Source organism: Lentzea sp. NPDC004789 (genome assembly GCF_053601075.1).
On sequence record NZ_JBSGBE010000009.1, the window covers coordinates 241498 to 262952 of the forward strand.

The window sequence follows — 21455 nt, forward strand, 5'->3', positions numbered from 1 at the left end:
CTACTTCAAGTCGGCTTGAGGTCAAGTGTCATGCAGGAACTCGGTATCGGCGAGGTGGTGCGGCGGTCCGGCGTGCCCGCCTCCACCCTGCGCTACTACGAGGAGCGCGGCCTGATCGGCTCGGTCGGCCGGCGCGGTCTCACGCGGATCTTCGACCAGGGCGTCTTCCAGCAGCTGGCGTTGATCTCCGTCGGCCGCGCGGCCGGGTTCACGCTCGACGAGATCGCGGTGATGTTCGCCCCGGACGGCAGCCCGCGCCTCGACCGCGCGTTGCTCACCAGCAAGGCGGACGAGCTGGACGCGACGATCCGGCGGCTGACCATGATGCGGGACGGGCTGCGGCACGCCGCGTCCTGCCCGGCGCCGACGCACATGGAGTGCCCTAAGTTCCAACGCCTGCTGGACAGGCTCACCAAGGACTAGCTCAACGTCTGCAGGCGCCGGAGGTGGTGGGCCGGGCCGCCGAACAGCTGGGCGCTGCCGTGCGCGCGCTTGAAGTACAGGTGGGCGTCGTGTTCCCAGGTGATCGCGATGCCGCCGTGCAGCTGGATCATCTCGGCGGCGACCTTGCAGAACGCCTCGGAGCAGTACACCTTCGCCACTGCCGCGGACACCTCGTCGGTGGCGGCCAGCGCGGCCGACCTGGCGGTCTCGACGAGGACGTGGAGATCGGCCATCCGGTGCTTCAACGCCTGGAACGAGCCGATGGGCCGGCCGAACTGGACCCGCGTCCTGGTGTACTCGACCGTGATTTCGAGGGCTCGCGCGGCGCCACCGACCTGTTCCGCGGCAAGAGCCGCCAGGGCGATGTCCCGGATCTCGGGTGACCAGCGGCCGAGGCGGGTCGCGGGGGTGTCGGCGAGGTGGATCGTGGCGAGCCGGCGGGTCTGGTCCAGCGTCGGCGTGTGCTCGCGAGCCACGCCGTACAGGTCCACCTCGTAGATCCAGGTGCCGTCGCTGACCAGGAGGATCTCGGCCAGGTCGCCGTCGAGGACGTACCGCGCGGTGCCGTCGAGGTAGTGGCTGGCCGGGTTGACTTCAGGGTGGTCGAACGCCTCTTTCGACGTGATCTCGACGGCGTCCCACGCGAGCGCGGCGCCGGCTCCGTCGGCGATCCGGCGCAGCAACCGGCCCGTGCCGGGGAACCTCAGCAGCGCCTGGGCGGCGATGGTCGAGGCCAGCAGCGGTGACGGCGTGAGGGTGCGGCCGAGCTCTTCCAGCGCCACCAGGGTGTCCGCGAGTCCGGCGCCGGATCCGCCGTACTGCTCGGGGATCGGGAGCACGCCCATGTCGCACAGCCGTGCCCACAGACCCTTGTCGTACCCGTCCGGGGTCTCGATCGCCGCACGGACGTCCGAGTGCTTGGCGAGCAGGCCGCGCACGGCGTCGCGCAGCGCGAGTTGTTCCGGTGTCACAACGCCTCCAGCACGCGCGCTCGGTGCATCGACGGGCTGCCCCACGCGGTGCGCAGGGCTCGGGTCTGCAGCAGGAACCGGCCGAGCGCGTGCTCGGCGGTGTAGCCGATCGCGCCGTGCACCTGCAGGGCGATGCGGGCGGCCTGCCAGGCGGCGTCGGAGGCGGCCACCTTGGCGGCGGAGACGTCCCGCGCGGACATGGTCACGGCGGCGCCCAGGACGAGTGGGCGGGCCAGCTCCAGTCCGATGTGGACGTTGGCCAGGTGGTGCTTGACCGCCTGGAACGAACCGATCGGCTTGCCGAACTGGGTGCGCGCCTTCGCGTGTTCGGTGGTCATGTCGAGCATCGCGCGGCCGAGGCCGAGGAGCTGGGCCGAGCAGGTCAGGACGCCGACGTCGAACGCGCGGGCGGAGGGCACGCCGGTGGCGACGACGGCGCCGGCGGCCAGTTCGACGAGGCGGCGGGCGGGGTCGACGGAGGACAGCTCGGCGGTGGGGACGGCCTCGTGGAGGGTGTCGCCTTCGACGAGGAAGTAGCGGTCGGCCTGGACCGCGTGCGGGACGTGTGGTGGGAAGGCGACGGACGCGGTGTGGGCTCGCGGGCCGATCGGCGTGGCCGCCACCGCCTCGACCTCACCCAGCAGTGCCGGCAGCACCGCGAGCGACTCGATCAACGCCCCCTCCACCGCGTGGTGCCCCAGCTCCTCGAACACCACCACGAGGTCGACCGGGTCGGTCACCTCGTCGACCCCGAGCGACACCAGATCCCGCTTCCCGGCGGCGAGGAACCCGTGCAGCACCGAGGCGAAGTCCGTCTGCTCGGACGACAGCGTGAACATCATCGCGGCAACCCCAGAATCCGCTCGGCGATCACGTTGCGCTGGATCTCGTTCGTACCGGCGTAAATCGGTCCGGCCAGCGAGAACAGCCACCCGTCCCGCCACCCCGGCGCGGCCTCGCCGAGCAGGTCCAGCGCGGTTTCGTGCACCGCCACGTCCAGCTCGGACCAGAACACCTTCGTGACGCTGGCGGCCGGACCGGCGGGCGGATCCGCCAGGGAACCGAACGTGTGCAGCCGATAGGCCTGCGCGCCGATCCACGCGTCCACGACCCGGTCGCGCAGCGCCGGATCCGGGTTCTTGCGGTACAGCTCGACCAGCCGCCCGGCGGCCGCGACGAACCGGCCGGGGCTGCGCAACGACAGACCGCGCTCGTTGCCCGCGGTGCTCATCGCGACCCGCCAGCCGTCGCCGACGGCGCCGATCACGTCGTGGTCCGGCACGAACACGTCGTCCAGGAAGATCTCGGCGAAGCCCGGTTCGCCGTCGAGCTGGGCGATCGGCCGCACGGTCACACCAGGAGCCCGCAGGTCGAACATCAGGTACGTCAAGCCGCGATGGCGGCCCTCCGGCGAGGTCCGGAACAGCCCGAACGCCCGGTCCGCGAACGCCGCCCGCGAGCTCCACGTCTTCTGCCCGCGCACCAGCCAGCCGCCCTCGGCCCGAACCGCCGTGCTGCGCAGCGACGCCAGGTCCGACCCGGCCTCCGGCTCCGACCACGCCTGCGCCCACACCCCGTCGCCGCGCGCCATCGGCGGCAGGATCCGGGCGCGCTGTTCGTCGGTGCCGTGCGCGAACAACGTCGGTGCCAGCAGGAAGATGCCGTTCTGCGAGACCCGTCCGGGAGCACCGGCGGCGTGGTACTCCTCCTCGAAGATCAGCCACTGCAGCAGCGAGGCGTCCCGGCCGCCGAACGAAGCAGGCCACGAGACCACCGACAACCGTGCCGAGGCGAGCAGCCGTTCCCACGCGCGGTGTTCCGCGAAGCCCTCCGCGGTGTCCATCGAGGACAGCGGGCGGACGTGCGCGGCGAGCCACGACCGCACCTCGGCCTGGAACTCCAGCGTCGCGGCGTCCAAGTCGAGGTCCATCAGCCGGAGGCCTTCTTCATCGCACGGGCGTCCATCCCCGCCAGCGCGTCGGGACTGACCTCGGCGTTGTGGGCGTGTGCGAAGTGGTGCAGGCCGAACACCGAGTCCATCCCGGCCCGCAGGCCCATCAGGTCCTCCGACTGGTTGACCGCCTTCTTCGCCAGCGCGAGCCCGAACTGCGGCATCGCGGAGATCCGCCCGGCCAGCTCGAAGGTCGTGGACTCCAGCGACGAACGCGGCACGACCCGCGACACCATGCCCCACTCGTAGGCGCGCTGGGCGGAGAACCGGTCGCCGGTGAACAGCACCTCCTTCGCGGCGCGCGGGCCGAGCACCCACGGGTGCGCGAAGTACTCGACGCCCGGAATCCCCATGCGCACCACGGGATCGGCGAAGAACGCGTCCTCGGCCGCCACGATCAGGTCGCACACCCACGCGAGCATCAGGCCGCCCGCCACGCACGCGCCCTGCACCATCGCGATCGTCGGCTTCGGGATCTCCCGCCACCGCCGGCACATCCCGAGGTAGACCTCCATCTCGCGGGCGAAGCGGAGATCACCGCCGGAACGGCCGACGTGGTCCCACCACATCACGGCCTTGCGCTCGAACGACTGGTCCACGTCCCGGCCGGGCGAGCCGATGTCGTGGCCCGCGGAGAAGTGGTCGCCCGCACCGGCCAGCACGATCACCTTGACCTCGGCGTCGTCGACGGCGCGCGTGAAGGCCTCGTCCAGCGCGTAGGTCATCGCCGAGTTCTGCGCGTTGCGGTACTCCGGCCGGTTCATGGTCACGACGGCGACCGCGTCCCGTCGTTCGTACTCCACTGTCACGCGTTCTCCTTGCGCAGTAGGTGTTTGAGGACCTTGCCGCCGGCGTTGCGGGGGAGTGCGGGGTGGAACTCCACGGCCCGCGGCACCTTGTAGTTGGCGAGCCGTTGGCGGCAGAAGGCGATCACCTCGTCCGACGTCAGCGAGAAACCCGGTGACGTCACGACGTGCGCCACTCCGACCTCGCCGAGCCGCTCGTCCGCCATGCCCACCACCGCGGACTCGGCGACTCCTGGCAGGCGGGCCAGCGCCTGTTCGATCTCGGCGGGGTAGACGTTGAACCCGCCGCAGATGTACATGTCCTTGAGCCGGTCGGTGATCGACAGGTATCCGCGTGCGTCGATCTGCCCGACATCGCCCGTGTGCAGCCAGCCCTCGGCGTCGACGGCCGCCGCGGTGGCTTCCGGATCGTCGAGGTAGCCGAGCATCACGTTCGGGCCGCGCAGCAGCACCTCGTCCTGCTCGCCCAGGCGGAGCTCGAAGTCCGCCATCGGCCGCCCGCACGTGTGCGCCACCGTCTCCGGTGAGTCGTCGGGACGGCACATGGTGGCGACGACGGCTTCGGTGAGGCCGTAGGCCGTCAGAACGGTCGAGAACGACAGCTCCGACTGCATCCGCTCGACCAGCGCCACCGGCACCACGGCGGCCCCGGTGACCGCGAGCCGCAGCGACGACAGGTCGAACGACCCGCGGTCGGGGTGGTCGAGCAACGACTGGTAGATCGTCGGCGGACCCGGCAGCACGGTGATGCGTTCCCGTTCGATCAGCCGCATCGTCTCGGCCACGTCGAACACCCGCTGCGGCACGATCGTCGCGCCGCGCAGCAGACTGGCGAGAATCCCCGCCTTGTAGCCGAAGGTGTGGAAGAACGGGTTGACGATCAGGTACCGGTCGCCGGACGACAGCTCGCCGCACACCGCCCACGCCTCCGCGACGCCGAGCGACTGCCGGTGCGCGCTCATGGCGCCCTTGCTGCGCCCGGTCGTGCCGGAGGTGTACATGACGTCGCAGAGCTGGTCCGGGTCGAGCGAGGGCAGGTTCGTGGCCCAGTCGAGCCAGTCGACGGGCAGCCGCACGATGATCTCCGGCAGCTCCTCGCCCCGCAGCTCCGCGAGCCGGTCGCGGCCGAGGAACGAGCTCTCCACGAGGAACGCGCGCGCCTTGCTGCGCCGCAGCACGTCGAGCGTCTCGGTCGCGGTGAACCGGGTGTTGATCGGCACCAATGCGGCACCGGCGTGCAACGCCCCGAGCGCCGCCACCACCCAGTACCACGAGTTCGGCGCGCACAAAGCCACCCGATCGCCCGGCTGCACGCCCATCCCGATGAGTGCGCGCGCCGCGGTGTGCACCTTCGCCCGCAGCGCGGTGTAGGTGAGCCGAACCTCCCCGTCCACCAAGGCTTCCGCGTCGCCGAAAAGCGAAGCGGCGCGGTCGAGCACAGCTGAAACCGTTTGCCTGCTTGGATCACCGGCCATGAACGCCCTCCAAAGCAAGTGCTTGGTAGGTTAGAGTATGGCGCATGGAGTCCTTCCGGCGCGAGGTGCGGGAATGGTTGTCCGCCAACCTCGTCGGTGAGTTCGCGCAGCTGCGCGGTCTGGGTGGTCCCGGCCGCGAGCACGAGGCGTTCGAGGCACGGCTGCGCTGGCACCGGCACCTGGCGGCGCACGGGTGGACGTGCCTCGGCTGGCCCGGCGAGCGCAGCGTGGAGGAACAGGTCGTCTTCCACGAGGAGTACGCGGAGGCCGACGCGCCCGCGAAGGTCGACATCGTGGGCGAGGGGTTGCTCGGCCCGACGTTGATCGCGTTCGGCACGCCCGAGCAGAAGGAGCGGTTCCTCCCGAAGATCCGCAGCCTCGACGAGCTGTGGTGCCAGGGCTACTCCGAACCCGGCGCGGGCTCGGACCTCGCGTCCGTGCAGACCAGGGCGCGCCTCGAAGGCGACCAGTGGGTGATCAACGGGCAGAAGATCTGGACGTCGAACGCGCACCACTCCGACTGGATCTTCGTCCTGTGCCGCACGGAACCGGGGTCGCAACGGCACCACGGCCTCTCGTACCTGCTCGTGCCGATGCACCAGCCCGGCATCGACGTCCGGCCGATCCGCCAGCTGACCGGTACGTCCGAGTTCAACGAGGTCTTCTTCGACAACGCCGTCACGGCGCAGGACAACGTCGTGGGAAAGCCGGGCGAGGGCTGGAAGATCGCGATGGCCACGCTCGGCTTCGAACGGGGCACGGCGATGCTCGGCCACCAGGTGAGCTTCCGCCGCCAGCTCGACGCGATCAGGGCGCAGGCGCCGGACGAGATGCGGGAGAAGCTCACCAGGGCGTGGCTCGAACTGCACGTCATGCGCTCGCACACGCTCAGAACCCTGAACGACGAACCCGGTCCGGAGGCGTCCGTGCTGAAGCTGTTCTGGGGCGGCTGGCATCGCAGGCTCGGCGAGCTCGCGATGGAGTCGCTCGGGCCGGAGTCGATGCTCGACGGCAGCGAGTGGCAGCGGATGTTCCTGTTCAGCCGCGCGGAGACGATCTACGGCGGCTCGGACGAGATCCAGCGCGAGATCATCGCCCACCGGATCCTGGGGCTGCCGCGATGACGAGCCACGATCTCCTCACGGACAAGGTCGTCGTCGTGACGGCCGCGGCGGGCACCGGTATCGGTTCCGCGACCGCGAAACGCTGCCTCGAAGAAGGCGCGACGGTGGTCATCAGCGACTGGCACGAGCGTCGCCTCAAGGAGACCCACGAGTCGATCGGGGCTCATCACGCGATCCCGTGCGATGTCACCAACGAGCAGCAGGTGCAGACGCTCGTTGACGAAACAGTCGCGCGGTTCGGCCGCATCGACGTGATGGTCAACAACGCGGGTCTCGGCGGCGAAAAGTCCCTTTTGGACATGAGTGACGACGAGTGGTCGCGCGTGCTGGACGTGACGCTGAACGGAACCTTCCGCTGCACCAGGGCCGCGTTACGCCAAATGGTCGCCCAACGAAGCGGTGTCGTCGTTAACAACTCTAGTGTGATCGGCTGGCGTGCGCAGAAGGGTCAAGCCCATTACGCCGCAGCAAAAGCCGGGGTCATGGCGTTGACGCGCTGCGCCGCGATGGACGTGGCCGAGCACGGCATCCGGGTGAACGCGGTCGCCCCGAGCTTGGCGGCGCACCCGTTCCTCGCCAAGGTCACCAGTGAGGAGTTGCTGACGGAACTGGCGTCCCGCGAGGCGTTCGGGCGCGCCGCCGAGCCGTGGGAGGTCGCGAATGTGATCGTGTTCCTCGCCAGCGACTACTCGTCGTACCTGACGGGCGAGGTCGTCTCGGTGAGCAGTCAGCACCCGTGAGGAAGGAACGACCGGTGAGCAACAGGAGGGCGGAGCTGCTGGAGCTCGCGGCGCGGATGTTCGCGGAACGCGGCTACGGGCAGACCACGGTCCGGGACATCGCGGACGCGGCGGGCATCCTGTCCGGCAGCCTCTACCACCACTTCGACTCGAAGGAGTCGATGGTGGACGAGATCCTGAGGTCCTTCCTCGACGACCTGTTCGCGTCGTACCGGGAGATCGTCGAGGCCGGCCTGGAGCCGAAGCAGACGCTGAAGGCGCTGGTCGTGGCGTCGTTCGAGGCGATCGACACCCGGCACGCCGAGGTCGCGATCTACCAGAACGAGTCCAAGCACCTGATGGGGCTGGAGCGGTTCTCCTACCTGCACGACCGCAACGTGGAGTTCCGCAAGCTGTGGACGGTGCTGCTGGAGGAAGGCATGCGCGCGGGCGTGTTCCGCGCCGATCTCGACGTGGACCTCGCGTACCGGTTCATCCGCGACACGGTGTGGGTGGCCGTGCGCTGGTACCGGCCGGGCGGTGGGCTGCCGGCGGACACGGTCGCCGACCAGTACCTCGCGATCCTGCTCGACGGCATCGCCACGGGGCGCCGGAAGAACTCGAAGACGTAGAAGGGGAGGGCCCTCGTGGCCGAGGCGTACATCATCGAGGCTGTGCGGACTCCGGCGGGCAGGCGCGGCGGCGAGCTCAGCCGCGTGCACCCCGCCGATCTCGGCGCGCACGTGATCACCGCGCTGCTCAACCGGGTCGACGTCGACCCGACCGACGTGGACGACGTGATCTTCGGCTGCGTGGACACCGTCGGACCGCAGGCGGGCGACATCGCGCGGACGTCGTGGCTCGCCGCGGGGTTCCCGGAGCAGGTGCCGGGCGTGACGGTCGACCGGCAGTGCGGGTCGAGCCAGCAGGCGCTGCACTTCGCCGCGCAGGCGGTGATGAGCGGCACGGCCGACGTCATCGTCGCGGGCGGCGTGCAGAACATGTCGCAGGTGCCGATCGGGTCGGCCATGACGGTGATGCCAGGAGCGAGCAGCCCGTTCGAGGGCTGCGAGGGCTGGCAGCACCGGTACGGCGACGAGGAGGTCAACCAGTTCCGCGCCGCCGACCTGATCGCGGTGCGGTGGGACCTGTCGCGGCGCGAGATGGAGGAGTTCGCGCTGCAGAGCCATCTGCGGGCGATCACCGCGATCAAGGAGGGCCGGTTCGACCGGGAGATCGCGCCGGTCAACGGGGTGGCGGCCGACGAGTGCCCGCGGCCGGACACCAGTGCCGAGAAGATGGCGGCGCTGCAACCGTTGCGGCCGGGTGGCCGGACGACGGCGGCGCTGTCGTCGCAGATCTCCGACGGTGCGTCGGCGGTGCTGGTCGTGTCGGAACGGGCGGTGCGCGAGCACAAGCTGACGCCTCGGGCTCGGGTGCACCACCTCTCCGCGCGCGGGTCCGACCCGATCTACATGCTGACCGCGCCGATCCGCGCCACCCGGTTCGCGCTGGAACGGGCCGGGATGTCCATTTCGGACATCGACCTGTTCGAGATCAACGAGGCGTTCGCGTCGGTCCCGCTGGCGTGGGCGAAGGAGCTGAAGATCGATCTCGGGCGGGTGAACGTCAACGGGGGAGCGCTCGCGCTGGGCCACCCGATCGGCGCGACCGGCACGAAGCTGTTCACGACGTTGCTGCACGAGCTGGAGCGGACCGGTGGCCGGTACGGGTTGCAGACGATGTGCGAGGGTGGCGGTCAGGCGAACGTGACGATCATCGAACGTCTTTGAGCCGGTCGATGGCTTTTTCGGCGTCCTTGACGATGTTTTCGATGAGTTCCTGGCAGGTGGGCAGGTCGTCGAGCAGGCCGGCGACCTGACCGGACGCGAGCACGCCCGCGTCGGTCCTGCCCTCGACCAGACCGGCGCGCAGCAGCATCGGCGTGTTCGCGGCCATGATCACCTGCGACCAGGTGAGGTCCTTGCCGTGCCGCATGGCCAGGCCCTCGCGGATCATCGCGCGCCAGGTGAGCCCGGTGTGCCTGCGGAACCTGGCCGCGTTGGTGACGGCCCTGGTCAGGCTGCTGAGCCTGCCGGACCTCTCCAGGTGGTCGACCAGGTCCGTGCGCAGGACCCGGTGCGGCAGGCCGTCGACGCGTGTGGTCACGACCGTGCCGTTGAGGTCTCGTTGCAGGTAGGCGGCTTTGACGGCGTCCGGGACCGTGCTCTCCCGGGTGAGCAGGAACCGCGTGCCCATCGCGATGCCGGCCGCGCCGTACGCGAGTGCGGCGGCCAGGCCCCGTCCGTCGAAGAAGCCGCCCGCCGCGATCACCGGGATGTCGACGGCGTCCAGCACGCTCGGCAGCAGCAGGGTCGTGGCGACACCGCCGGTGTGGCCGCCGCCTTCGCCGCCCTGCACGATCACCGCGTGGGCGCCCCACTTCGCGACCTTCTCCGCGTGCCTGGCCGCGCCGATCGACGGGATGACCACCACACCCGCGTCGGTCAGCTTGGCGATCATGTCCGGTTTCGGGGCGAGCGCGAAGGACGCGACCTTCACCTGCTCGCGGATGATCAGGTCGACGCGGTCCCGCGCGTCCTGGGCGTCCGCGCGCAGGTTCACGCCGAACGGCCGGGACGTGCGGGAGCGGGTTTCCTTGATCGCCGCTTCGAGCTCGGCGCAGGTCATGGTGGCGGACGCGAGGATGCCGAGCCCGCCCGCCTCGGCGGTCGCGGACACCAGCCGCGGCCCGGCGACCCAGCCCATGCCGGTCTGCACGACCGGGTGTCTCACCCCGGCCAGCTCGGTGAGCGCGGTCCTCATGACGGGACTTCCCGGTCCCGCTCGGCATCGGGATCGAGCACGGTCCTGATGAGCTTGAGCTCCTCGTCGGTGGGGAACCGGGTTTCCGTCACATCGCCGGTGCTGAGCGGGAACGACGTCTGCTTCCGCACCTCGTCCACGGACACGCCGGGATGCGTGGAGACCAGGCGCATCGAGTGGTCGGGCGTGGCGAAGTCGAGCACCGCCAGGTTCGTGACGACGCGGTGGACGTCGTGGAACGGTCCGACGGCGCGGTCGTAGCCGACGCCGGAGACCACGTCCACGGCCTCGACGAGCACGCGCGGGCTGTGCCGCGGCACCCAGTAGCTGGTGCGGTGGTTGATCGTGTTGCCGGGCGCGCCGCGGAACCCGAGCAGCTGCCGGGTGGGCCGCGCGTGGTCGCCGATCGCGGAGATGTTCTGGTTGCCGAACCGGTCGACCTGGTTCGCGCCCATCACGACGTGCCGGCGCCCGTGCGCGACGACGTCGAACACCTTCCGGTACGGCAGCCATCCCTCCACAGTGGACTCCGGGGTGAGCAGGAAGGCCTCGCCGTCGGACAGCAGCAGGTCCGGCTCGGTGGTGAGCCGGGCGAGCTTCGCGCCCAGCGACGGGATGAGCCCCATCGGGCTGGCGAGCGTCTCCCCGGCGCCCGCGAACAGGTCGGCGCACGCGGCCACGCAGATCTCGGCCCTGGTGACGTCGCTCATGCCGGCAACCTCCCCTCGGCGGCGGCTTCGGCGTACTCGCGCTGCTTGGCCTCGTCGCGCGGGTAGTCGGGCACGCAGCTCGTGAACCCCGCTCCGCCCGGTGCCTCGATGACGCCGTCGACCATCATCCGGTTGAGCAGCAGGGTTTGCGGTGGTCCTTCGAACCGGTCCACGATCCGCTCGCACGAGACGTACCTGCGGTCCGCGGCCAGGCAGAACAGGTCGTCGAAGTACGGATCGGGGCCGAGGTACTGGGCGTTGCCGTGCTTGTCGGCGCGGTTGAGGTGCACGAGCGCCACGTCGAGTCGCAACGCCGGCATGGCGACCAGCTCTTCGCCGTCGTCGTAGGGGGAGCGGACCGTCTTGAGCTCCGGGGCGTACTTCAGCACGTCCGAGCCCAGTCCCGCCCTGATCGGCAGGAACGGCAGCCGGTGGCCGGCCGCGCGCAGCCCGGTCTGGAGCATGCCCTCGTCGAGCTCCAGCACCTCGATCGCGCCGGTCTCCCTGGCCCGTTTGAACCACGGGTCGTAGGGGATGGTGTCGAGGGAGACGAAGCCGTAGACCAGCTTGCGGACCTTGCCCGCCGCGCACAGCAGCCCGACGTCCGGGCCGCCGTACGTGACGACGGTGAGGTCCTTCAGGCCGGTCCGCAGGATCGCCTCGACCAGGGCCATCGGCTTGCGCCGCGAGCCCCAGCCGCCGATGCCGACGGTCATCCCGTCCTTGATCTCGCTGACCGCCTCGTCAGCTGTCATTCGCTTGTCGCGCATGGTTTCCGTCCAGGAAGGCCTGCCGGGCGTGGTCCGACACACCGGTGAGGTTCAGCTCGAAGGTGAAGCCCTGCTCGAAGCGGTAGCTCGTGTGCACGCGTTGCGGGTCGATGCCGTTGATCGCCTCCTTGGCCGCGCGGATCACCGTCGGGTCCTTCCTGGCGATCTCCTCGGCGATCTCCCGCGCCGCGTCGTCCAGCTTGTCGCGCGGGGTGACCTCGACGACGCTGCCGTGGTGGTGCAGCGTCTGCGCGCTGACGTTGCGGGCCGTGTAGTACAGCGTGCGCATCAGGTGCTGCGGGACGAGCCTGGCCAGGTGCGTCGCCGCCCCGAGTGCACCGCGGTCGACCTCCGGCAGCCCGAACGTGGCGTCGTCGGACGCGACGATGACGTCGGCGTTGCCAACCAGCCCGACACCGCCGCCGAGGCAGAAACCGTTGACCGCGGCGATGACCGGCACCTCGCAGTCGTACACGGCCGCGAAAGCCTTGGCACAGCCCCGGTTCGCCGCGATGAGCGCTTCGTGGCCGGGGGTGCGCTGCATCTCCTTGAGGTCGACGCCCGCGCAGAAGCCGCGGTTCTCCGCCCTGAGGATCACGACCCGCGTCTGCCGGTCCTCGCCCGCGCGGGTGATCGCCTCGGCCAGCTCGAACCACCCCTGCGACGGGATGGCGTTGACCGGCGGGTAGTCGATCGTGACCTCGATGATGCCGTTTTCGGTGTGGCTGCTGGAGATTCCCATCGCGCCGCCTTCCGAACCAAGCGATTGCTTGGTAATTTAGCAGCGCCGGAGCGACCGGGGTAGGTGCATCGTGGAACTGTCCCTCGACGGAAGCGTCGTCCTGGTGACGGGCGGCGTGCGGGGTGTCGGTCTCGGAATCACCCGCGCGTTCCTGGCCGCGGGCGCGACGGTGGTGACCTGTGCCCGGCGTCCCGCCGAGGTGCCGGGCGCGTCGTTCGTGGAGTGCGATGTCCGGGACGCTGCGCAGGTTTCGGCACTGGTTTCTGGACTGGTCGACCGCTTCGGAAGGCTGGACGTCGTGGTGAACAACGCGGGAGGTGCGCCGTTCGCGTTGGCGGCCAAGGCTTCGCCGCGGTTCCACCAGAAGATCGTGGAGCTGAACCTGCTGGCGCCGTTGCTCGTCTCGCAGGCCGCGTACGCGGTGATGAAGGACGCCGGCGGCTCGATCGTGATGGTCAGCAGCGTGTCCGGCCGCCGTCCGTCGCCGGGAACCGCTGCTTATGGCGCCGCGAAGGCCGGCTTGGACAACCTGACCGCTTCCCTGGCCGTCGAGTGGGCTCCGCGGGTGCGGGTCAACGCCTTGGCGGTCGGCATGGTGCGGACGGAGCAGTCGCATCTGCACTACGGGTCCGAGGCGGGCATCGAGGCCGTCGCCCGCACCGTGCCGCTGGGCCGGCTCGCCACACCGGACGAGGTCGGTGCGTGCGCGGTGTTCCTGGCCTCTCCGCTGGCTTCCTACGTGACCGGGTCGACCTTGGTCGTGCACGGCGGGGGAGAGCGGCCCGCGTTCCTCGCCGCCGCCGACACCGATGGGGGTTCGTCATGACGTTGTTGCAGGACCGGGTCGTCATCGTCACCGGGGCGGGACGTGGCATCGGCCGCGCACACGCGCTGGCCTTTGCCGCCGCCGGTGCACGAGTGGTGGTCAACGACCTCTCCGAGGGCCCCGCCTCCGAGGTGGCCGCGCTGATCGGGCCGCGCGCCGTGGTGAACACCGACGACGTGGGCACCTGGGCCGGTGCCGCACGCGTGGTCGACGCCGCGGTGACGGCGTTCGGCGGCCTCGACGTGCTGGTGAACAACGCCGGGATCGTGCGCGACCGGATGATCGTGAGCTGCGGCGAGGACGAGTGGGACGAGGTCGTCCGCGTGCACCTCAAAGGCCACTTCGCGCCGCTGCACCACGCCGCGGCCCACTGGCGCGGTGTGCACAAGGCGGGCGGCGCGGTGACGGGCCGGGTGATCAACACCTCGTCCGGCGCCGGGCTGTTCGGCAGCGTCGGGCAGGCGAACTACTCGGCGGCCAAGGCGGGCATCGCGGCCATGACGCTGGTGGCGGCCGCCGAATTGGCCCGGTACGGGGTGACGGTCAACGCGATCGCGCCCGCCGCCCGGACCCGGATGACCGAGGCGACGTTCGCGGAGACGATGGCGGCGCCGGACGACGGGTTCGACGCGATGGCACCCGAGAACATCTCGCCGCTGGTGGTGTGGCTGGGGTCCGCGGAGGCCGCGGACGTGACCGGGCAGGTGTTCGAGGTCGACGGTGGCCGGGTGTGCCTGGTGGAGGGGTGGCGGCGGGGGCGGGAGATCGACAAGGGCGCGCGGTGGGAGCCCGCGGAGCTGGGACCGGTGGTCCGCGAACTGGTCGCGGACCACCGGCCGGTGCCGGTGTACGGCTCCTAGTCCGAGCTAGCGCAGCGTCCACTTCTGGTTGTCGGCGGTGCCGCACGACCAGAGGATGATCTTCGTGCCGTTGGCGGTCGCGGCGTTGGAGGCGTCCACGCACAGTCCTGATTGGACGCTCCGGATGGTGCCGTCCGATGCCAGGGTCCACTGCTGGTTGGTCTGCCCGTTGCAGTCCCAGATGACGACGCTCGTGCCGTTGGTCGTGCCCTGGTTGTAGGCGTCGAGGCACTTGGTGCCGCCGTAGATGCTGAGCTGCTTGCTCGCCGTGTACGTCCACTGCTGGTTGTTCTGGCCGTTGCAGTCCCACAGCTGTGCCTGCGTGCCGTTGGTCGTCGCGGAGTTGTTGATGTCCAGGCACCGGTTGGACTGCTTGCCCACGACGGCGCCGGTCCGCGTGCCCGGCGCCTCGGTGCCGGTGACGGTGAGCAGCACGGCCTGGCGCGCGGGCACCGTGACGGTGTGGCTCGTGGTCTTCGTGCCGAGGTCGACGCCGTTCCACACGTCCCGCACGGCGGCGGTCGGGGCGAGACCGAGGTCGGCGAACCGAACGGTGACGCTCGCGTCGGAGGTGGTGCGGTTGAGCGCCACGACCGCGCGCTTCCCGCTCGTCGAGAGCACCTTGCTGTAGACCTGCCGGCCTGTCACGTCCTCGGCGACCTTGACGCCCTGCCGGTTCGCCGAGTCCTGATCGATCGCGATGACCTCGCGGTTGGTCAGGATCGCCTTCGTCTCGGCGGTCATCTCGGTCAGCTTGTTGCCCGTCAGCATCGGCGCGCCCGACACCGCCCACAGGCTCATGTGCGTCCGGTTCTGGGCGGCGTCGAAGCCGGGCATGCCGACGATCATCATGTCGGGGTCGTTGTAGTGGCCGGCGCTTTGCGCCGCCGGGTGCTGGGCGGAGTCGAAGTTGCGCAGCACCCGGTCCATCGACGCGGACTCGCCCCAGAAGATGATGTCCTGGCTGGTGCGCCACATCGTGGACATGCCCGGCGCCCAGTCCCACGGGTTGCCGTCGCCCCAGCTGCAGATCGAGAACGCCATCGGGCGGCCGGTCCGGGCCGTGGCGCGGGCGATCGAGTCGCTGATCGCCTGGTACGTGGTCCGCGGGTCGAGCTTCTCGGCGTTGCCACCGCACCAGTCGACCTTGACGAAGTCGAAGCCCCACCGGGAGAACTGGAGGAAGTCCTGGTCGTAGTGGCCTTCGCTGCCGCTGCCGGGCGCGGCGGGCCGGCCGGTGGGGTAGTAGTAGCCGCAGCCGTCGCGGCCCGCGTCGGTGTAGATGCCTGCCTTGAGGCCCTTGCTGTGGATGTAGTCGGCGATGGCCTTCATCCCGCCCGGCCACTCGGCGGTGTCGACGGTGATGTTGCCCGCGGCGTCGCGCGTGCCCTGCCACCAGCCCTCGTCGATGTTCACGTACTGGTAGCCGGCGTCCTTGAGGCCACTGGCCACGAGCGCGTCGGTCTGCGCCTTGATGACGTTGAAGTTGATCTGGGCCGCGAAGCTGTTCCACGACGCCCAGCCCATCGGCGGCGTCGTGACCACCTGGTTCGGCGCCGCCTCGACCGCGGGCGCCTGGACGGCCAACGCCGCCGTCAGCACCACCGTCATTGCCGCGACAACACGTCGTACCGCTGTGCGCATCCGTCGTCCTCACTCCGTCGTGCGGGTCGGCCGGCGCCGGCGCGAGCCCGGCCCGCGTGAATTGTTAGCGTTAACAATTCAGTTTGTCAACGGTGCCCGGGTCCGCACGGGACGCGCCTCGCTCGACGACGACGTGGATGAACGAGGGCCGCGCGACTGGCGTGAAGGTGTGGCCCGCAACGCCGCCGGGCCACACTCGCCGGTCAGATCCGCTCGATGATCGTGCCGCTGGCCATCGCCCCACCGGCGCACATCGTGATCAGCGCGGTGGTGGCGTCACGGCGTTCCAGCTCGTGCAGGGCGGTGGTGATGAGCCGTGTGCCCGTGCTGCCCACCGGGTGCCCGAGGGCGATCGCGCCACCGTTGACGTTGACCCGGTCCAGGTTCGGCCGGTGCACCGAGGCCCACGACAGCACCACGGACGCGAACGCCTCGTTGACCTCGAACAGGTCGATGTCCGCCATCTTCATGCCGCTGCGTTCGAGCAACCGCGTGGTCGCGTCGACCGGACCGTCCAGGAGGTAGTACGGGTCGGAACCGACGAGGCACTGCGTGACGATCCGCGCACGCGGTCGCAGTCCGTGCGCCCGAGCGAAGTCCTCGTCCACGACCATCACGGCCGACGCGCCGTCGGAGATCTGGGACGACGTGCCCGCGGTGTGCACGCCGTCGGGCAGCACCGGCTTCAACGCGGCCAGCGCTTCGAGCGACGTCTCCCGCAGGCCCTGGTCGGTCTCCACCAGCTCCTCGCCCACCTTCACCGGGACGACCTCGGCGGTGAACCGGCCCTCCGCCCAGGCGCGCTGGGCCCGCGCCTGCGACTGGACGCCGAACCGGTCCACCTCCTCGCGCCCGATGCCGCGCCGCTCGGCGACCCGTTCCGCGCCGACGAACTGGTTGGGCTGGTCGATGCTCCACGAGTCGGGGCGGGGAGAGCCTGCGTCACCGAGGTTGCTGCGCAGCGGGACCCGGCTCATCGCCTCGACGCCGCACGCGATGCCGCACGAGATCGCGCCGGTGGCGATGAGGCCCGCGATGAGGTGGGTGGACTGCTGGGCGGAGCCGCACTGGGCGTCGATGGTCGTGCCGCCGGTGCTGTGCGGCAGGCCCGCGTGCAGCCAGGCGGTCCGGGTGATGTTGTTGGACTGCTCGCCCGCCTGCGTGACGGTGCCGCCGACGGCCTGTTCGACAGTGGACGGATCTACGCCGGTCCGGTCGAGCAGACCTCGTTGTGCCGCACCGAGGAGCTCGGCGGCGTGCAGGCCGGACAACCACCCGTTGCGCCTGCCGATGGGCGTGCGCACCGCTCCCACGATCACCGGACTGCCCACGCGAGCCTCCTTGGCCTGAAAACTAGAACACGTTCCTGTACACGACCAGATTGGTCGTCCGGGGGCTTCAACACAAGGCGCAAGCGTGTTTGAATCAGATAGAACGTGTTACATCTAGGAGGTGTGTCCGTGGGCAAGCCGCGCATCCCTGAGGGCTTCGACTTCACCGACCCGGACATGTTCGCGAAACGCTTACCCCTGGAGGAGCTCGCGGAGCTGCGGCGGACGGCACCGATCTGGTGGAACTCGAAACCGTTCGGTCAGGGCGGCTTCCCGGACGAGGGCTTCTGGGTGGTGACCAAGCACCACGACGTCAAGGAGGTCTCGCGCAACAGCGAGGTCTTCTCGACCCGCGAGAACACCGCGATCATCCGGTTCAAGGACGACATGCCGCGCGACAACATCGAGATGCAGCGGCTGCTCCTGCTGAACATGGACCCGCCCACGCACACCAAACAGCGCGGCATCATCTCCCGCGGGTTCACCCCCAAGGCGATCAACGCGCTGAAGGACGCCCTGCACCGGCGTGCCGAGCAGATCGTGGCGGAGGCGCTCGCCAAGGGCAGCGGCGACTTCGTGTCCGACGTGGCGTGCGAGCTGCCGCTGCAGGCGATCGCGGAGCTCATCGGCATCCCGCAGGAGGACCGCCGCAAGATCTTCGACTGGTCCAACCAGATGATCGCCTACGACGACCCGGAGTTCGAGGTCGAACCGCTCGCCGCCGCCACCGAGCTGCTCGGCTACTCGTGGACGATGGCCGAGGACCGCCGCAAGTGCCCGCGCGAGGACATCGTCACGAAGCTCGTCCAGGCCGATGTGGACGGTGCGGGCCTCGCGTCGGAGGAGTTCGGCTTCTTCGTGCTGCTGCTCGCCGTCGCCGGCAACGAGACCACCCGCAACGCGATCACGCACGGCATGAAGGCGTTCTTCGACCACCCCGACCAGTGGGAGCTGTTCAAGTCCGAACGCCCGGCCACGGCCGCCGACGAGATCGTCCGGTACGCCACGCCCGTCGTCGTCTTCCAGCGCACGGCGATGGCGGACACGGAGCTGAGCGGCGTCGAGATCAAGCAGGGACAGCGGGTCGGGTTGTTCTACTCGTCGGCCAACTTCGACGAGGAGGTGTTCGAGAGCCCGGAGAAGTTCGACATCACCCGAGACCCGAACCCCCACCTCGGGTTCGGCGGCAGTGGCGCGCACTTCTGCATCGGCGCGAACCTCGCCCGGCTGGAGATCGACCTGATCTTCAACGCCATCGCCGACGCGATGCCGAACATCCGGCAGACGGAGGAACCGCGGCGGCTGCGGTCCGGGTGGTTGAACGGGATCAAGGAGTTCCGGGTCCAGTACGCGTGAGGTCGTCGAGCTGCCGTCGCACCCGTTCGGCATCCTCGTCGCGGCCCTGTTCCCGGTACAGCTCCAGCGCCTCCTGCCACGCCTCGCGGGCCTGGTCGTGCTGTCCCAGGGCGGCGTGCGAATGGCCGAGGTCGTCGAGGGTGTCCGCGACCTGGTAGAGATCGCCGTGCTCGCGGGACAGGACGAGGGCCTGGCCGTAGTGCTCGGTGGCCTGGCGGTGGTCGCCCGTGCGCTGGGCGATGAACCCCAGGCTGTCCAGGGTGGCGGCCTCCGCGGTGGGGCTGTGGTGGCGCCGGTGCAGGGAGAGCGCGGCCAGACAGTGGTCGCGTGCGGTGCCGAAGTCGCCCAGGCGCGCGGCGAGCCAGCCCACCGAGTTGAGCGCGAGAGCCTCCCAGACCGGGTGGTCGAGGGTGCGGCAGAGGTCGAGGGCCTGCCGGGCGTGCTCCAGCGCCCGGCGGTCGTCACCCTTCAGCTGCCACGCCTGCATGACCGTCAGGTGTGTGTGCATCTGGTCGGTGGGGGGATGAGACACCGACAGGGCGAGGGCCTCGTCGAGGTGGCCGGTGGCCTCCTCGTGCAGGCCGAGCAACGAGTACACCGTGCCGAGCAGCCGATGGGCGTGCAACCGGAAGGTGGACTCGGGCAGATGGGCCGCGGCGTCCAGCCCGGCCCGCCACGAGGCGAGCGCGTCGCGCAGGAGCCCTCGCCAGTGCTGAAAGGTGCCCAGGGCCCAGGCCAAGTGCCAGACGACGCGGTGGTGGCCCGACCCGGCGGCGGCGCGCTGGGTGGCCAGCAGGGTGACGTACTCCGCCTCCAGCCAGGACGCCGCGGCTGCCGCATCAGGTAGTGGGTGCGGCTGGACGCCGGGTGCGGGTGGATCGACCTGCAGGACCTGGCGGTGAGGGTTCAGCAGGCGGTCGGCGGCGATGGCCGTGTGCAGGTGGAAGTCCATCACCCGGACGAGAGCCGTCTCGCGCGTGTCGTCGGGCAGATCGCGGGCAACGGTGCCGGCGTAGGCGCGGACGAGGTCGTGCATCGCGTACCGGTCGTCCGGCCGCCGTTCGAGCAAGGACGCCTCTTCCAACGCCGACAACACCTTGCGAGCCCTGGCCGGTGACAGACCGGTGAGGGCGGCCACGGCGGGCACGGTCGTGTCGGGGCCGGGAGCGATGCCCAGCAGCGCGAACACGGTGCGTTGTTCGTCGGTGAGCCGCCGCAGCGACCAGGACAGCACGGCGGGCAGGCTGGCGGCCGGGTCGGTGTCGTGGCTGAGCAGGTCCAGACCCAGCTCGCGCAACTCGGCGGCCACCTCGGCCAGGGAGCGATCGGCGGCGTGCCGGGCGGTGATCGACAGCGCGAGCGGGTAGCCCCCGCACAGGTCGATCAGCTCGTCGACGGCCGCGGGCTCCGCGGCGAGACGTTCGGCGCCCAGGCGTGCGGTCAGCAGGTCTCGGGCTTCGGCGTGGTCCAGGACGTCCAGCCGCAGCTGGCCGGCGCCGTGCCGGTCGATCAGCGAGGCGAGCACGCCGCGGCCGGTGATCAGCACCGTGCAGTCCGGGCCGCCGGGCAGCAGCGGCGTCACCTGGTCGGCGGTGGCGGCGTTGTCGAGCACGACCAGCATCCGCCGATCGGCGGTCAGGCTGCGGTACAGCGCGGCTCTGGCGTCCAGCTCGGCGGGAACGCGGTTCGGCGCGACGCCCAGCGCGGTGAGGAAACCGAGGAGCGCGGCGTCGGGCCCGACGGGTTGTTCGGTGGGGTTGAACCCGCGCAGATCGGTGAACAGCTGCCCGTCGGGGAACCGCTCGGCGTTCCGGTGCGCCCACGCCAGCGCCAGCCAGGTCTTGCCGATCCCGCCCGCCCCGCCGATCGCCGTGATCATCACGGTGTTCGCGTCCGCCAGCGCCTTGTCCAGGCTCGCCAGCTCGGTGCCGCGGCCGGTGAACCACCGCGGCGGCGCCGGCAGCTGCCGGGGACCCGGTTCTCCGCCGGTCTTCCGCGACCACGGCGTGAGGGCCGGGTCGTCGTCGAGGATCTGCTGGTGCAGGCCCCTCAGGGCGGTGCCGGGATCGGTGCCGAGCTCGTCGACCAGCCGCTCGCGCAGCTGCCGGTAGCAGGCCAGGGCGTCGGCGGTGCGTCCGGCGCGGTGCAGGGCGAGCATCAGCTGGCCCGCCACGCGTTCGTCCAACGGCCACTGGGTGCTGCGCGTGGTCAGCGCGGCCACGAGGTCGTCCCCGTGACCCAGACGCAGCTGGACGTCGGTCAGATCGCACTCGGCCTCCAGGAGCTGCTGGTGCAGCCGGTCGCGTTCGGCCGCCGCCCAGTCGCCCTCGACCCCGGTCAGGGCCTCTCCCCGCCACAGCTCCAGCGCCTGCCGCAGCAGCGCCGCCGCACGCCGGTCGTCCGCGCCGCGGGCTTCGTGGCACAGGGCGCGGAACCGCAGCAGGTCGACGGCCGACCGTTCGACCTCCAGCGCGTAGCCGCCAGGACGCCGGACGACGGCTCCGCCGAGCAGCAGGCGCAGGCGGGACAGGTAGTTCATCAAGGTCGCCCTGGCCCGCAGTGGTGGGTCGTCGCCCCACACCCGGTGCGTCAGCCGGTCGACCGATACCACCTGGCCCGCGTCGACCGCGAGCGCGGCCAGCACACAGCGCTGCCGTGGCGGTCCGAGGTCGAGCGCGGTGCCGTCCACGAACACTGCCGTTCCGCCGAGAAGGACGAGTTCCATCTGCCCGTTTCAGTGAGGTGCCGGGTTGTTGCTCCCGGTAATACCAGCTCTGAGCTGCGGATTGTTGAGAACCACTGAGGATTCACGGAAACGGTGGCACATGCTGGAGGCACAGCGGAGGGGCGATCAGGGATGACGACGGACCCGGACTGGCACGCACAGGGGGTCGTGCCAG

General features: G+C 70.4%; 20 protein-coding genes. 8 read left to right on the forward strand and 12 right to left on the reverse strand.

Going from position 1 to position 21455, the window contains the following annotated elements:
- The first annotated feature begins 30 nt into the window (after positions 1 to 30).
- Positions 31 to 423, forward strand: a complete 393-nt coding sequence (locus tag ACWEIJ_RS22395) for a helix-turn-helix domain-containing protein (RefSeq protein WP_449839133.1) — start codon at positions 31 to 33, stop codon at positions 421 to 423.
- On the opposite strand, the gene ACWEIJ_RS22400 is transcribed toward ACWEIJ_RS22395, so the two are convergent.
- Genes ACWEIJ_RS22400 through ACWEIJ_RS22420 form a run of 5 tightly spaced genes read right to left on the reverse strand, consistent with a single transcriptional unit; the run spans position 420 to position 5647 of the window.
- Entirely contained in the window at positions 420 to 1415 is a 996-nt protein-coding gene (locus ACWEIJ_RS22400) for an acyl-CoA dehydrogenase family protein (protein ID WP_449839134.1), read from the reverse strand. The genes ACWEIJ_RS22395 and ACWEIJ_RS22400 overlap by 4 nt on opposite strands.
- Complete coding sequence (locus ACWEIJ_RS22405) at positions 1412 to 2257, reverse strand: acyl-CoA dehydrogenase family protein (RefSeq protein ID WP_449839135.1); 846 nt, start codon at positions 2255 to 2257, stop codon at positions 1412 to 1414. The genes ACWEIJ_RS22400 and ACWEIJ_RS22405 overlap by 4 nt, the downstream gene beginning before the upstream one ends.
- Complete coding sequence (locus ACWEIJ_RS22410; protein WP_449839136.1) at positions 2254 to 3345, reverse strand: acyl-CoA dehydrogenase family protein; 1092 nt, start codon at positions 3343 to 3345, stop codon at positions 2254 to 2256. The genes ACWEIJ_RS22405 and ACWEIJ_RS22410 overlap by 4 nt, the downstream gene beginning before the upstream one ends.
- The gene (locus ACWEIJ_RS22415; RefSeq protein WP_449839137.1) at positions 3345 to 4175 is read right to left on the reverse strand and encodes an enoyl-CoA hydratase; all 831 of its coding nucleotides are present in this window, start codon (positions 4173 to 4175) and stop codon (positions 3345 to 3347) included. The genes ACWEIJ_RS22410 and ACWEIJ_RS22415 overlap by 1 nt, the downstream gene beginning before the upstream one ends.
- On the reverse strand, positions 4172 to 5647 hold the full coding sequence (locus ACWEIJ_RS22420) for a FadD3 family acyl-CoA ligase (RefSeq protein WP_449839138.1): 1476 nt from the start codon (positions 5645 to 5647) through the stop codon (positions 4172 to 4174). The genes ACWEIJ_RS22415 and ACWEIJ_RS22420 overlap by 4 nt, the downstream gene beginning before the upstream one ends.
- 44 nt (positions 5648 to 5691) lie before the next feature.
- Here ACWEIJ_RS22420 and ACWEIJ_RS22425 point away from each other — a divergent pair, with 44 nt between their 5' ends.
- From ACWEIJ_RS22425 to ACWEIJ_RS22440, 4 genes are read left to right on the forward strand one after another with little or no spacing between them, the layout of a single operon-like run.
- Positions 5692 to 6771, forward strand: coding sequence for an acyl-CoA dehydrogenase family protein (locus ACWEIJ_RS22425; RefSeq protein WP_449839139.1), 1080 nt, complete (start codon positions 5692 to 5694; stop codon positions 6769 to 6771).
- Positions 6768 to 7511, forward strand: coding sequence for an SDR family oxidoreductase (locus tag ACWEIJ_RS22430; RefSeq protein ID WP_449839140.1), 744 nt, complete (start codon positions 6768 to 6770; stop codon positions 7509 to 7511). Before ACWEIJ_RS22425 ends, ACWEIJ_RS22430 begins: the two co-directional genes overlap by 4 nt.
- A 14-nt stretch (positions 7512 to 7525) precedes the next feature.
- Complete coding sequence (locus ACWEIJ_RS22435) at positions 7526 to 8122, forward strand: TetR/AcrR family transcriptional regulator (protein WP_449839141.1); 597 nt, start codon at positions 7526 to 7528, stop codon at positions 8120 to 8122.
- A 15-nt stretch (positions 8123 to 8137) separates the two neighbouring features.
- Positions 8138 to 9283, forward strand: a complete 1146-nt coding sequence (locus tag ACWEIJ_RS22440) for an acetyl-CoA C-acetyltransferase (protein ID WP_449839142.1) — start codon at positions 8138 to 8140, stop codon at positions 9281 to 9283.
- Here ACWEIJ_RS22440 and ACWEIJ_RS22445 read toward each other — a convergent pair.
- Genes ACWEIJ_RS22445 through ACWEIJ_RS22460 form a run of 4 tightly spaced genes read right to left on the reverse strand, consistent with a single transcriptional unit; the run spans position 9267 to position 12538 of the window.
- Positions 9267 to 10316, reverse strand: a complete 1050-nt coding sequence (locus ACWEIJ_RS22445) for an NAD(P)H-dependent flavin oxidoreductase (protein WP_449839143.1) — start codon at positions 10314 to 10316, stop codon at positions 9267 to 9269. The genes ACWEIJ_RS22440 and ACWEIJ_RS22445 overlap by 17 nt on opposite strands.
- On the reverse strand, positions 10313 to 11026 hold the full coding sequence (locus tag ACWEIJ_RS22450; RefSeq protein WP_449839144.1) for a CoA-transferase subunit beta: 714 nt from the start codon (positions 11024 to 11026) through the stop codon (positions 10313 to 10315). The genes ACWEIJ_RS22445 and ACWEIJ_RS22450 overlap by 4 nt, the downstream gene beginning before the upstream one ends.
- A complete protein-coding gene (locus tag ACWEIJ_RS22455; protein ID WP_449839145.1) occupies positions 11023 to 11796 on the reverse strand; it encodes a CoA transferase subunit A in 774 nt (257 codons plus the stop codon). The genes ACWEIJ_RS22450 and ACWEIJ_RS22455 overlap by 4 nt, the downstream gene beginning before the upstream one ends.
- Positions 11771 to 12538, reverse strand: coding sequence for an enoyl-CoA hydratase family protein (locus ACWEIJ_RS22460; protein WP_449839146.1), 768 nt, complete (start codon positions 12536 to 12538; stop codon positions 11771 to 11773). The genes ACWEIJ_RS22455 and ACWEIJ_RS22460 overlap by 26 nt, the downstream gene beginning before the upstream one ends.
- 70 nt (positions 12539 to 12608) lie before the next feature.
- On the opposite strand from ACWEIJ_RS22460, the gene ACWEIJ_RS22465 reads away from it, so the two are divergent.
- Both ACWEIJ_RS22465 and ACWEIJ_RS22470 read left to right on the forward strand, forming a co-directional pair.
- Positions 12609 to 13364, forward strand: coding sequence for an SDR family oxidoreductase (locus ACWEIJ_RS22465; RefSeq protein WP_449839147.1), 756 nt, complete (start codon positions 12609 to 12611; stop codon positions 13362 to 13364).
- Positions 13361 to 14224: an SDR family oxidoreductase gene (locus tag ACWEIJ_RS22470; RefSeq protein WP_449839148.1), complete on the forward strand. Its 864-nt coding sequence runs from the start codon at positions 13361 to 13363 to the stop codon at positions 14222 to 14224. Before ACWEIJ_RS22465 ends, ACWEIJ_RS22470 begins: the two co-directional genes overlap by 4 nt.
- A gap of 6 nt (positions 14225 to 14230) precedes the next feature.
- Here ACWEIJ_RS22470 and ACWEIJ_RS22475 read toward each other — a convergent pair whose 3' ends face one another.
- Positions 14231 to 15835: a glycoside hydrolase family 27 protein gene (locus tag ACWEIJ_RS22475; protein WP_449839149.1), complete on the reverse strand. Its 1605-nt coding sequence runs from the start codon at positions 15833 to 15835 to the stop codon at positions 14231 to 14233.
- 236 nt (positions 15836 to 16071) lie between these two features.
- A complete protein-coding gene (locus ACWEIJ_RS22480) occupies positions 16072 to 17199 on the reverse strand; it encodes a steroid 3-ketoacyl-CoA thiolase (protein WP_449839150.1) in 1128 nt (375 codons plus the stop codon).
- Positions 17200 to 17328: 129 nt separating this feature from the next.
- Between ACWEIJ_RS22480 and ACWEIJ_RS22485 the strand changes: the two genes are divergently transcribed.
- Positions 17329 to 18555 (forward strand): cytochrome P450, encoded by a 1227-nt coding sequence (locus ACWEIJ_RS22485; protein ID WP_449839151.1) that lies wholly within the window; start codon positions 17329 to 17331, stop codon positions 18553 to 18555.
- Here the strand turns inward: ACWEIJ_RS22485 and ACWEIJ_RS22490 are convergent.
- Complete coding sequence (locus tag ACWEIJ_RS22490; RefSeq protein WP_449839152.1) at positions 18527 to 21280, reverse strand: BTAD domain-containing putative transcriptional regulator; 2754 nt, start codon at positions 21278 to 21280, stop codon at positions 18527 to 18529. The two genes, ACWEIJ_RS22485 and ACWEIJ_RS22490, sit on opposite strands and share 29 nt — an antisense overlap.
- Positions 21281 to 21455 lie beyond the last annotated feature (175 nt).